The organism is Nonomuraea monospora (genome assembly GCF_039531895.1).
Classification (GTDB): Bacteria; Actinomycetota; Actinomycetes; order Streptosporangiales; family Streptosporangiaceae; genus Nonomuraea; species Nonomuraea monospora.
Map to the genome: position 1 here is coordinate 121,340 of NZ_BAAAQX010000037.1, position 11,963 is coordinate 133,302.

Here is an 11,963-nt window from a genome sequence, read left to right on the forward strand (position 1 = left end):
GCACGTCCCTCGGGAGCGCCTCCGCCGTCACTACTGGAACCGGATGACGTCGATGCCGTCGATGCCGGCGGATGGCGCGTGGTCGTAGGTGGTCGGGGTGCTCCCAGGTTCCTCCCTGAACAGCCTGTCCGCCACCTCCTGGACGGAAATTCCCTGCGTGTAGGCCCGCTGCGCCATGGCGCCGCCGGCGTACGCGGCCGAGAACGAGCTACCGCTCCACGTCGCGTAGCCGGGGGAGGGGAAGTAGTCGGAGCGGTCCGTCCGCTCCACCACGCCTTCCAGCACGTTCAGCTCGGCCATCCAGACGTGGCCGGACAGGAACAGCCCGCGCAGGTTCTGTCCGGGCGCCGTGCAGTCCACCCAGGGCGCCTGCTCCTGCGTCGGGGAGAAGTACGCGGGGAAGACGTCGTCGGCGTTCCGGGCGCCGACGGCGATCACGGTGGAGCTGGCGGCCGGCCACATCGGGATGTTCGGGGGCAGCTCGGAGACCTGGACGTCCTCGGGCGCCCCCGCCTCGTTCCGCCCGTTGTTGCCCAGCGCGGCCACCTTGACGATGCCGCTCGTGCGCTCGCAGGCGCGGGCCAGGGCCAGCGGCTCCCGCCCGTCGGCCGTCGCCCCGCCCAACGCCATGATCATCATGTCCAGATCGTCGTCCATGGCCCCGGCCATCGTGGTGGCCAGCCGCCACGAGCTGGTCGTCAGCCGGTCGGGGTTGAGCACGGGATAGATGACGAACTCGGCGTCCGGCGCCTGCTGCGCCGCCACCGAGGCGACGAAGATGGCGTGCCCGCTGAACGACACCCGGTCCTGCCGCTCCTCCAGCAGCGCGTCGTCGGAGTCGGTCACGTACCGCCCGGCGAACCTGGGATGCGCATGGATCGGCGTGTCCATGATGCCGATGCGCGGCCGGCGGCGGCTCGAGTGCGACCGCGCGGGCAGCGTGAACGCGGGAGCCGGCCGGGGGTCGCCGACGCTTCCGCCGCTGTACGGGGAGCCCTCGATGTTCTCGTACACCCGGTTCTTGGCGATCACCGGCCGGTAGCCCGCGTGCTCGGCGGCGGACTTCTCACGCAGGTAGAACAGCGCCAGGTCCAGGGCGGAGGGCTCCTCACCCTCCATGTACGTGCCCACGGCGGCCCGCTTGACGCGCTCCACCAGGCCGGGGTCGAGCAACCTGACACCCTCCGCCAGATCGCCGAGCTGGTACAGGTGCAGCCCGAGCCGCAGACTGGACTGCAGCGGCACCATCTTGATGTCAAGCGCGTCGAGCTCCTGGCCCACCTGACGCACGTCCTTCGGGTCGATCACGATCTGATCGCTGAAGAACGCCTCGATACGGCGCCTGACCACCTTGTCGTCGGCCATCGCTGCCTCCTTGGGTTCGCGGGTAGCGCGCGCCGAAAAACAGAGAGGACAGTCTCCGCTCTGATACATCACACGCGGCCGATTTCACGGCACACTCCCGTGAGTGAGTCTGAGCCCTTCCGATCCGGGCGCGGAGCTGCTGCGGCTCGCCGAGTCCGACCCTGCCCGCCTGATGAGCGTGGCCGCCGGGGTGCTGCGGCGCGCCCGGGACGAGGGCGACCTCCGGCTCGCCTCGGTGGCGGCACGCGCCCTCGGCATCGCCTCCTTCCACACGACTGACCTGCACGTCGCCGCCCGGCACCTGCGCGACTCCATCCGGCTCGCCCAGCGGGCCGGGTCGCCGGAGCTGGCCGCCGAGACGCGCCTGCGCCTGGCGTTCGTCTGGTGCGTCCAGGGACGCATGGAGCAGGCGCTCGGCGAGGTGGACCGGGCGCTGCCCGACCTGCGCGGCGTCGGCAGGGCACGGGCCGAGGCCCAGCGCGCCGTCATGTTCAACCACCTGCGCAGGCCGGACGAGGCCCTGGCCGGCTACCGCGTCGCCGTGCCCGCCCTGCAACAGGCCGGAGACCACCTGTGGCTGCAGCGGGTGCTGTCGAACCGCGGGATCGTCCACGGCTTCCGCAACGAGTTCGCCGCCGCCGAGCACGACCTGAACGAGGCGGAACGGCTGTGCCGGCTGCTCGGCCTGGACCTCTCCCTGGCCATCGTGTGGCAGAACCTCGGCTGGCTGCGCGCCCACCGCGGCGACGTGCCGGCCGCGCTGCGCTACCTCGACCTCGCCGAGGAACGCTTCAGAGGGCTCGACACGCACCAGCTCTGCTGGACGCTCGCCGACAGGACCGAGCTGCTGCTGTCGGCCGGGCTCATCGCCGAGGCCAGGGAGGCGGCCGAGGAGACGCTGGCCGAGTTCGGGCGCCGCAAGCGCACCGTGGGGGTGCCCGAGGCCAGGCTGCTGCTCGCGCGGACGGCGTACCTGGAAGGCGACCACGAGCGGGCCGTGCGCGAGGCCCGCCGCGCCGCACTGGGCTTTGGCCGGCAACGCCGGCCGGAATGGGCGGTGCTCGCCAGGTTCGTCGCGCTCAGGTCGGCCGCGGCGGCGGGCGCCGCCGGCGTGAGCGTGGCGCGGGTGGAGCGGTGCGCGGCCGAGCTGGCCGCGGCCCGCTGGCTGTCCTCCGAGGTGGAGGCCCGCATGCTGGCCGCCGCGCTGGCCATGGAGCGCGGCTGGACCGCGCGCGCCCAGCGGCAGCTCGAACTCGCGGCCCGGCGGCGGCTGCGCGGCCCCGCCATCCAGCGCGTGCACGCCTGGCACGCCGAGGCCCTGGTACGGCTCGCGCGCGGCAACCGGCGCGGCGCCAAGATCGCGCTGCGCACCGCGCTACGCGTGCACGACGAGCACCGCGCCACCCTCGGCGCGACCGACCTGCGCGCGCACGCGTCCGGGATCCGCGTCGGGGCGGCCGAGCTGGGCCTGCGGATGGCGCTGCACGACGGCAGCCCCGAGGACGTGCTGGCCTGGGCCGAGCAGGGGCGCGCCAGGCACCTGCTGATGAAGCCCGCCCGGCCGCCCAACGACCCGCGCCTGGCCGGCGCGCTCGACCGGCTGCGGGTCGTGGTCGCCGAGATCGGGCTGCGGCGCGGCGCGGGGGAGGACGCCGCCGTCCTGACCGAGCGGCAGGTCGCGCTGGAGCGGGAGATCCGCGACTACTGCCGCCACCACGCCGAAGGCGGCGCGCTCGCCGCGCCGGTGCCGCCGCGCGAGCTGGGGCGGGCGCTGGGGGAGCGGGCGCTGGTCGAGTTCGTGCACGTGGACGAGGTGATGTACGCGATCACCGTCGTGGACGGGCGGGTGCGGCTGTGGGAGCTGGGGCCGCTCGCGCCGATCAGGGGGCTCGTCGAGCGGGTGCCGTTCGCGTTGCGGCGGATGGCGCGGCGGCACTCGCTGCCGGGCAGCCAGGACGCGGCCGAGCTGCTGCTGCGCGGGACCGCCGAGCGGCTCGACGCGCTGTTGATGCGGCCGTTGGCGGGTGAGGTGGGGGATCGGCCGCTGGTGGTGGTGCCGAGCGGGCCCGTTCAGGCGCTGCCGTGGTCGGTGCTGCCGTCGTGCGCGGGGCGGCCCGTCTGCCTGTCACCGTCGGCCACCCTGTGGCACACCGGGAACCAGGCGGGCGCGGCCTCCCGGGCCGCCGCCGACCCGGCGCATGAGCCCGGACGAGGGACGGGGGCGTCGGAAGGCGTGCGGCGGGCGGAAGGCACGCCGGGAGTGGGAAGCGCGCCGACGGCGCGGCGTGTGCGGCAGCCGGGGGGCGTTCCGGAGTCGAGGCGGGTGCTGGCGGCGGCCGGGCCGGGGCTGCCAGGGGCGCGGGCGGAGGCCGAGGGGGTCGCGTCCATCCACGCCGTGCCCGCCCTGGTGGACGCGGCGGCCGGCACCGAGGCCGTGCTCGCCGCCCTGGACGGCGCCGGGCTGGCGCACATCGCCGCGCACGGCCACATCCATCCCACCAACCCGCTGTTCTCCTCGCTCCGCCTGGCCGACGGGCCGCTCACCGTCTACGACCTGGAACGCCTCCGCCACTCCCCGGAGATCGTGATCCTGGCCGCCTGCGACAGCGGCCGCTTCGTCGTCCGCCCGGGCGACGAGCTGCTCGGGCTCAGCGCCACCTTCCTCGCCCTGGGCACCCGCACCATCGTGGCCCCCGTCCTGTCCATCCTGGACGTCGAGAGCACCACCCTCATGATCGCCCTGCACAAGCTGCTGGCCGCCGGCCACTCCACGGCCGCCGCGCTCGCGCAGGCGCAGCAGCAGGTGGCGGGGGAGGACCTCGCCGCGTACGCGGTGGCCGCCGGGTTCGTCTGCATGGGAGCGGATTCCACCGTGCCCGCATGATCGTCGGTATCAAGGTGGCGCCCGGTCCCTCTGGTGCGGATTAGACCCTCATCGACAAGGCACGTCCCCGAGACGCAAGCACGTTCACGCGCTCACCAGTTCAGACCGTCAGAAGGAGAGCTGACCGCACATGAACCGCCACCAGCGCAGTGAGTACTACGTCACCGACGAGGGCGTTTTCAGCCCCGAGCAGGGCCCGGGCTGCCGGCGGCCCTCGACCTGGGAGGAGCTGCGGCACTTCCGGTTCTCCCGCCTCGTGCCCAGGCGGGCGCCCCTGGCGATCGGCGGCACCGTGGACACGACTCTGTCGCAGCGGATCGCCGAGGCCATGGTCCCGGCGGAAGAGACCGACCAGCCGGACTCGCTGATCCCCGCCGGCTACACCTACCTCGGGCAGTTCGTCGACCACGACCTCACCATGGACAGGACGGACGCCACGCTGGGCGAGCGGGTCACCCTCGACCAGCTCATCCAGGGCCGCTCACCGGCCCTCGACCTGGACTCCCTCTACGGCTTCGGCCCCGACCACCCGGACAGCGCCGTGTTCTACGAGCCGGGCAGCATGCGGCTGCGCACCGGCTCCACCGCCCGCGTGGGCGAGCTGCGCGAGTTCGACGAGTTCGACCTGGCGCGGGAGCAGGGGACCGGCAGGACGCTGATCCCCGACCCGCGCAACGACGAGAACCTCGCGGTGGCGCAGATCCACCTGGCGTTCATCCGCTTCCACAACCGGATCGTGGACGAGCTGGCCGCGAACGGCGTGCCCAGCGCGCTGCTGTTCGAGAAGGCCAGGGAGCGGGTCGTCCTGCACTACCAGTGGGTGCTGCGGCACGACTTCCTGCCCAGGATCGTCGACCGCGCCATCGTCGAGGACGTCTTCACCCGTGGCCGCCGCTACTTCGAGGTCCCGGTCGACCCGTACCGCGACTCCTACCAGGACGGCCACGAGAACGGCGACCGGTACGCCACCGTGGTGCCCGGGCAGATGCCCACGATGCCACTGGAGTTCTCGATCGCGGCGTTCCGGCTCGGGCACAGCATGGTGCGCGACTCCTACGAGTGGAACAGCGTCTTCAACTCGCAGGGCATCGAGGCGACCCTGGCCCTGCTGTTCAGGTTCTCCGGGACCGCCGGCGTGCTGACCGGCGACAACCGGCTGCCGTCCAACTGGATCCCGGACTGGCGGCGGCTGTTCGACCTGGTGGCGGACGGAGACGCGGGAGCCGCGTTCGCCCCTCCCACGCCCGGGCTCAACCGCGCCAAGCGCATCGACACGCTCGTGGGCCACTTCCTCGGCAAGCTCCCGCCCGGCACGTTCGGCGGCCGGCTCTCACCCGGCATCCCCGACGAGGTGGAGCACAACCTGGCCTTCCGCAACCTGGTCAGGGCGGAGATGGTGCAGCTCGCCAGCGGGCAGCAGGCGGCGGACCACATGGACCTGCCCAAGCTGAACGCCAACCAGATCCTCGTGGGCGACAAGACGGCCGCCGACCTCAGCGCGCTCGGCGACGCCCATCCGATCACGGAGAACACGCCGCTGTGGCTGTACGTCCTGCGTGAGGCGGAGCTCAACAACGGGCTGCTGACCGGCGTCGGCGGGCGGATCGTCGCCGAGGTCATGCACCGGTGCATGGAGGGCAGCCGGTACTCCATCGTGCGGCGGCCCGAGTGGAAGCCGGATCTGCCTACGCCGTCGGGCCGGTTCACCATGGCGCATCTGCTGCTGCACGCGTTCGACCACGATCCTGTCCTGCTGAACCGCGTCCAGTAGGAACAGCGTGAGGGCGGGCGTCGTCCCTTCGCGGCGACGCCCGCCGGGACCTCCGCAGGCGGTGAGCAGCCCGACGCATTGTCACGATGGCATCGATAACATGAGCGGTGCAGGTAGGCACTTCCCAACCGACAGCTAGGGGCGCGGCGGCGCCGTGGAGTCGCGTACCGACAGGGACGCGCTGACCAGGGGCTCCCCGGCGGCGGGGTCGGTCCCGTCGAGCAGCAGCGCGACCGCCGCCGCGCCCGAGCGGTAGAAGTCCTGGCGGACGGTGGTCAGCGGCGGGCTGCAGTAGGCGGCCAGCTCGATGTCGTCCACGCTCACGACGGACACCTCACCCGGCACCGACCTGCCGCGCTCGCGCAGCGCCCTGATCACCCCGAAGGCCATCTCGTCGCTGGCGGCGAAGACGGCCGTGACGTCCGGGATCATCGCCAGGACCTGGCCCTGCCGGTAGCCGGAGCCGGGCGACCAGTCCCCCTCCAGCGGCGGCGGCGCCGCGATCCCGGCCGCGGCCAGGCACTCCTGCCAGCCCTGCCGGCGCTGGCGGGCCTCGATCCACTCGTCCGGGCCGGAGACGTGCCACACCTGACGATGTCCCAGGTCGAGCAGGTGCTGGGTGGCCAGCCTGCCCGCCTCCTTCTGGTCGATGCCCAGCACGCGGGCGCCGGCCGTGCGCGTGCCGTCGAGCGTGACGGTGGGGATGTCGCGGGTGATGTCCTCCATCTTCTGCGTCACAGAGATGAGCGGCACCGCGATGACGATGCCGTCCACGCCCTGGTCGGCCAGCTTGGACAGGGACCGCTCCATCAGGCCCGTGTCGAGCCTGGCGATCGTCGCGATGCTCACCGCGTACCCGGCCTCGCCCGCGGCGGCCTCGACGCCGGCGGTCACCGCCGACCGTGAGTAGTAGCCGCCCGACTGCAGCAGTACGAGGCCGATGGTGTGGCTGCGGCCGGAGGAGAGCGTCTTGGCGGCTGCGTTGAACCGGTAGCTGAGCTGCTCGACGGCGGCGAGCACGCGCTTCTTCGTCTCGGGGTTGACGTTGGGGGAGTCGCGCAGGGCGCGCGAGACGGTCTGCGCCGACACCCCGGCGGCCCTGGCCACGTCAGCCATGCTCGGCTGTCTCGCGGGCCGCTCGGTGGCCTTGGTCATGGCGCTCCTCTCGTCCTGGCCTGGATCATAGCGCGCTTGTTACATATGGCATCGATAACATAGGCTCTCCGTCCGTGAGCGAGCTCCCCGCGCCTGACGCGTCCCCGGCACAGCCCAGCGGACCCGATGCGCCCTCGTTCGGCGGGTCTGATGCGCCCGGGTCCGGCGCGCCGGCTCCCGCGCTCACTTGGGCCGGCCGTCGCCTGTACCGGCGCGGCGTGCCACACCAGATCCTGTCCGGCGCGCTGCACTACTTCCGCGTCCACCCCGACCTGTGGCGCGACCGGATCCGCCGCCTGGCCGACCTCGGGCTCAACACCGTCGACACCTACATCGCGTGGAACTTCCATCAGCCCCGCGAGGACGCCGCGCCCCGCTTCGACGGCTGGCACGACCTGGAACGCTTCATCGGCCTCGCGGGCGAGGAGGGGCTCGACGTCATCGTCAGGCCAGGCCCGTACATCTGCGCCGAGTGGTCCAACGGCGGCCTGCCGAGCTGGCTCACCGGCCGCGACGTCGCCGTCCGCAGCTCCGACCCCGCCTTCACCGGCCCGGCCGGCCGCTGGTTCGACGAGCTCGTCCCGCGCCTGGCCGCACTCCAGGCCGCCCGGGGCGGGCCGATCGTGGCGGTGCAGGTGGAGAACGAGTTCGGCAGCTACGGCGACGACCACGCCTACCTGCGCTGGAGCCGCGACGCGCTCACCTCCCGCGGCATCACCGAGCTGCTGTTCACCGCAGACGGCCCCACCGAGCTGATGCTCGACGGCGGCACCCTGCCCGGCACCCTCACGGCCGTCACCCTCGGCTCCAAGCCCGAGGCCGCCCGCGAGTTGCTCGCCGCACGCCGGCCGGAGGAGCCGTTCGTCGTCGCCGAGTTCTGGAACGGCTGGTTCGACCACTGGGGCGAGCGCCACCACGTGCGCGGGGTGGACAGCGCGGTGCGCACCCTGGAGGGCATCGTCGCCGACGGCGGCAGCGTCAGCCTCTACATGGCGCACGGCGGCACCAACTTCGGCCTCTGGGCGGGCGCCAACGAGCACGACGGCCGCCTGCAACCCACCGTGACCAGCTACGACTCCGACGCGCCCATCGCCGAGGACGGCACGCTGACCGGCAAGTTCCACGCCATGCGCAAGGTGTTCGGCGCGTCCGGCCCCCTCCGCGTGCCGGAACGCCTGCCGGTGCTGCCGCCCGCCCGCGTCCCGCTCACCCCTCGCGCCGGCCTGCTCCCCGGGCTGCGCGCCGTGCCCGCGCCGGCCGTGCACGGGCCGCGTCCCGCCTCGTTCGAGCGGCTCGGGCTGGAGGCGGGCATGGTGCTGCACACCGCGCACCCGCGCGTCCCTCCGGGGGAGCACCGGCTCGTCCTCAGCGACGTGCGCGACCGGGCGCTCGTCTTCGCCGACGGCGCCTTTCTCGGCGTCGCCGGTGACGGTTCATCCGAGCTGACGGTACGTGGCGCCGGGGCGGTCGTACGGCTGGAGGTGCTGGTCGAGAGCCTTGGCCGGGTCAACTACGGGCCCGGCGTGGGGCGGCACAAGGGGCTGCTCGGGCCGGTGCTGATCGATCGGCGCATGGTGCAGGGGTGGGAGAGCACGCCGATCGCGCTGCAGGAATGGACGGCCGCCGACCTGACCCGCGCCACCACCGCCCCCTCCGCGCTCGACCCCGTCCCCGTCCCCGCGCCTACGCCCGTCCCCGCGCCTGCGCCTGCGCCTGCTCCCGTCCCCGCGTCTGTGCCTGCGTCCGTCCCCGCGTCCGCCTTCGCGCCCGGTGGTTTCGCCGTGGCGACCGTGCACGTGGAGACGCCCGCCGACACCTTCCTCGCCCTCCCGAACTCGGGCCGCGGCCTCGTCTGGGTCAACGGCTTCCTGCTCGGCCGCCACTGGCAGATAGGCCCGCAGGTCACGCTGTACTGCCCGGCCCCGCTGCTGCGCGCGGGCGCGAACACGGTGACCGTCCTGGAGCTGGAACGCGCGGGCGACGTCCTGGAACTACGCGAACGCCCGGAGCTGGGCCCGACGGAGGAGTACGTCGAGGAGTTCTCCTGAGGCCTTGTCTGGTACGTACGGCCGCGCGCCCCCGGTTCACTCTCATGCCCCTTGCCCGTGGACCAGAAAGCAGCGGCGGAAGCCGTCCCACAATGGGCCAATGACCTACCCACCCCGGCAAGATCAGTGGGGTCCACCACCGCCGCCCTACGGCCCCCCACCGCGCCAGCACGAGTTCGCCACTCTGCCCCCCAAGAACAACCACACCCTGCTCATCGGCCTGTCCGCCGCCCTCGGCGTCATGCTCCTCCTGGGCGGCACGGCCGGCACGGTCATCTTCTACAACGCCTCCCGCGCCGAGCCCGCCCCGGCCCCGGTCACGGCGGCTCCAGAGCCCTCGTCGCAGGAGCCCACGGAACAGGCCGACGAGCCCGCCGAAGAACCGGCCGACGAACCGGCGGACGAAACGGGCGACGCGACGAAGGCCGCACCGGGCTCGCCGATCACGCACCGCGAGTTCGGCGACTGGGACTTCCGCTTCGAGAAGGTCAGGTTCAACGCGAACAAGGCCGGCGGCTGGTCGTACGACACCTGCGACCCCGTGGACGGCCAGGGCGTGCTGGCCGACACCAAGTGCGAACGCGCCATCCAGGTCGCCTACTCGGCCTACCGCGGTCACCTCAAGGCGGTGCAGGTGACGATGGCGTTCCCGAACGTCAAGGCGGCCAAGACCGCCGCGACCCGGCTGGCCAAGCTCGACGCGAGGGCGCTGAACATCCGCAGCGACATGACCCTGGCGAGGTTCGAGTACGGCCAGATCCGCGCCAACGTCGCCAAGCAGTACGTGATCGCCACCATCGTCACCGCCGACAGGACGGCCCAGCCGAAGGCGGCCAAGTTCCACCTGTACCTCCAGGCCGACGCCATGAGCTACTTCCTGCTGCGCGACGTCACCGTCACAAGCTGACCCCCTCGCCGAGGCCGGCCCGCAGGCGCTGCAACACCCCCGGCCACCCCGAGCGGCAGGAACAGCACCGTGAACACGGCCCCGGCCAGGTGCGTCAGGTCGCCGTCATCCCCGCGAAGGCCGCCACGAACAGCGCGGTGAGCCACCAGCCGACCACGCCCGCGCGAGACGCCGCCGCCCCATGACCATCCGCCACCAGTCGTCCCGCGCCGCGCCGGGTCAGCGCTTCGGCGGAACGGGAACCGGCCGGGTCCGCTGTCAGGGGGAGGCGATGAGCTGTCAGGATCCCCCGTTGGACGGAGTCGCGCAGGTGGGGGCCGCCTTTACGATCAGTGGCCATGACGTGGACGCGGCTGAGGGACGTACGCCTCATACCCCTGGTGTTCGGACCTCTGGTCGCCGTGCTGGCCGTGATCGAGGTCCGGCTCGACTACTTCTTCGACGCCACCGCCACCTGGGTGCCGGGAGCGGTGATGGGCGCGGGCCTGATGCTCGCGGCCCGGTACCCGCTGACCGGCACGCTGATCGCGGCGCTCTCCCTGCCCGCGGGCATGATCGTTTTCGGCGCGCCAGGAGTCTCCGGCGCGGCCATGGCGGGCATGATCGGGGCGGTCGTCTGGACGGGCTGGCGGGAGCCGCCCCGCCGCTCCGCCGTGACGTTGGGCCTGGCCGCCGTGTCGTTCGCGAGCACGGCGCTGGCCGGGGCGTCGGCGTGGGAGCTGCTGTTCGTACCGGCGATCCTGGTGCCGTGCTGGTCGGTGGGCCTGCTGGCGCGGCGCGGCGGCGAGCAGGCGGTGCGGCACGCCGACCTGGCGGCGCACTTCGCGGAGCTCGCGGCGGCGCTCGACGCCGAACGCGAGGCCAACGCCCAGGCGGCGGTCGCGCGGGAGCGCACCCGCATCGCCAGGGAGGTGCACGACGCGGTCGCGCACTCGGTCAGCGTGATGACCCTGCAGCTCGGCGCGCTGCGCCGGCTGCTCGGCGACCGGCCCGCCGAGCAGGAGGTCGTGGCGGGGCTGGAGCGGCTGGGACGCCAGACCGTCGAGGAGATGCGCGGCCTCGTCGGGCTGCTGCGCGAGCGGGTCGAGGGGGAGCAGGTGGCGCCGATGCCGTCGCTGGTGCGGCTGGACGAGCTGATCGCGGACGTGCGGGCGGCCGGTCTCGCCGTGACGCTGGACGTGCCCGCCGACCTGCCCCGGCTTCCTCCCGTGCTGGACGTCACCGCGTACCGGGTGTTGCAGGAGGCGCTGACGAACGTGCTCCGGCACGCCCACGCCGCCCCTACGGCGGTCGCCATCGGCTACAACGACCAGGCGCTCACCCTGGAGGTACGCAACGCGCCACCACCGGCGCACGCCGCTGCGCGCGCGGGCGAGGCTGCGGCCGGAGGTCCGGCGGGAGGCCCTCGTGCGGGCGCGGCCGGAAATCCGGCGGGGGGCGCGCGGGCGGGCGCGGGCGGAGGTCCAGGGGGAGGCGTGCGTGCGGGCGTGGCCGGGACGAGCGGCGGGCGGGCCGGTCATGGGCTGGTCGGCATGCGCGAACGGCTGACGATGGTGCAGGGCAGCCTGCAGACCGGCCCCGAGCCGGACGGCGGCTACGCGGTACGCGCCCGCTTCCCCCTCCCGCGCACCTGGTGACCACCACCGTCACGCCGATCTCCGCAGCCCTGGTGCTGGTGCGCCCCGCCGAACGGGACGCGCCGGGCCCCTAGGTAGCTGGTGTTAAGAGGTCGATCCTGGCCGGTTGCGTCTCGATCGCGGTCTGCTGAGCCGGGCCTGTGATCGAGCTTGGGTGGCCCAACCATTTGCGGGGTTCGGGCCGGCCCTGCGCTGC

8 protein-coding genes are annotated in these 11,963 nt (G+C 73.3%); 5 read left to right on the forward strand and 3 right to left on the reverse strand.

The genetic code is table 11. The features are described from left to right. Positions 1–30: 30 nt before the first annotated feature. Positions 31–1,365, reverse strand: coding sequence for a S8/S53 family peptidase (locus ABD331_RS47040; protein ID WP_344490822.1), 1,335 nt, complete (start codon positions 1,363–1,365; stop codon positions 31–33). Positions 1,366–1,468: 103 nt separating this feature from the next. Between ABD331_RS47040 and ABD331_RS47045 the strand changes: the two genes are divergently transcribed. Both ABD331_RS47045 and ABD331_RS47050 read left to right on the forward strand, forming a co-directional pair. Continuing rightward, on the forward strand, positions 1,469–4,249 hold the full coding sequence (locus ABD331_RS47045; RefSeq protein ID WP_344490825.1) for a CHAT domain-containing protein: 2,781 nt from the start codon (positions 1,469–1,471) through the stop codon (positions 4,247–4,249). A 130-nt stretch (positions 4,250–4,379) separates the two neighbouring features. Beyond that, positions 4,380–6,020, forward strand: a complete 1,641-nt coding sequence (locus ABD331_RS47050; RefSeq protein WP_344490828.1) for a peroxidase family protein — start codon at positions 4,380–4,382, stop codon at positions 6,018–6,020. A gap of 135 nt (positions 6,021–6,155) precedes the next feature. Here ABD331_RS47050 and ABD331_RS47055 read toward each other — a convergent pair whose 3' ends face one another. Then, positions 6,156–7,175, reverse strand: a complete 1,020-nt coding sequence (locus ABD331_RS47055; RefSeq protein ID WP_344490831.1) for a LacI family DNA-binding transcriptional regulator — start codon at positions 7,173–7,175, stop codon at positions 6,156–6,158. A 203-nt stretch (positions 7,176–7,378) separates the two neighbouring features. Here ABD331_RS47055 and ABD331_RS47060 point away from each other — a divergent pair, with 203 nt between their 5' ends. Together ABD331_RS47060 and ABD331_RS47065 are read left to right on the forward strand one after the other, a co-directional pair. Further along, positions 7,379–9,223: a glycoside hydrolase family 35 protein gene (locus tag ABD331_RS47060; protein WP_344490849.1), complete on the forward strand. Its 1,845-nt coding sequence runs from the start codon at positions 7,379–7,381 to the stop codon at positions 9,221–9,223. A 100-nt stretch (positions 9,224–9,323) separates the two neighbouring features. Further along, a complete protein-coding gene (locus ABD331_RS47065) occupies positions 9,324–10,130 on the forward strand; it encodes a hypothetical protein (RefSeq protein ID WP_344490834.1) in 807 nt (268 codons plus the stop codon). 94 nt (positions 10,131–10,224) lie between these two features. Here ABD331_RS47065 and ABD331_RS47070 read toward each other — a convergent pair whose 3' ends face one another. Beyond that, a complete protein-coding gene (locus ABD331_RS47070; RefSeq protein ID WP_344490837.1) occupies positions 10,225–10,470 on the reverse strand; it encodes a hypothetical protein in 246 nt (81 codons plus the stop codon). On the opposite strand from ABD331_RS47070, the gene ABD331_RS47075 reads away from it, so the two are divergent. Then, a complete protein-coding gene (locus tag ABD331_RS47075; protein WP_344490840.1) occupies positions 10,469–11,767 on the forward strand; it encodes a sensor histidine kinase in 1,299 nt (432 codons plus the stop codon). The two genes, ABD331_RS47070 and ABD331_RS47075, sit on opposite strands and share 2 nt — an antisense overlap. Positions 11,768–11,963 lie beyond the last annotated feature (196 nt).

Excerpts from the sequence above, each read along its gene's own strand:
- ABD331_RS47040 (WP_344490822.1), bottom strand. The coding sequence starts at position 1,365 with ATGGCCGACGACAAGGTGGTCAGGCGCCGTATCGAGGCGTTCTTCAGC.
- ABD331_RS47050 (WP_344490828.1), top strand. The coding sequence starts at position 4,380 with ATGAACCGCCACCAGCGCAGTGAGTACTACGTCACCGACGAGGGCGTT.
- ABD331_RS47055 (WP_344490831.1), bottom strand. The coding sequence starts at position 7,175 with ATGACCAAGGCCACCGAGCGGCCCGCGAGACAGCCGAGCATGGCTGAC.
- ABD331_RS47065 (WP_344490834.1), top strand. The coding sequence starts at position 9,324 with ATGACCTACCCACCCCGGCAAGATCAGTGGGGTCCACCACCGCCGCCC.
- ABD331_RS47075 (WP_344490840.1), top strand. The coding sequence starts at position 10,469 with ATGACGTGGACGCGGCTGAGGGACGTACGCCTCATACCCCTGGTGTTC.
- ABD331_RS47070 (WP_344490837.1), bottom strand. The coding sequence starts at position 10,470 with ATGGCCACTGATCGTAAAGGCGGCCCCCACCTGCGCGACTCCGTCCAA.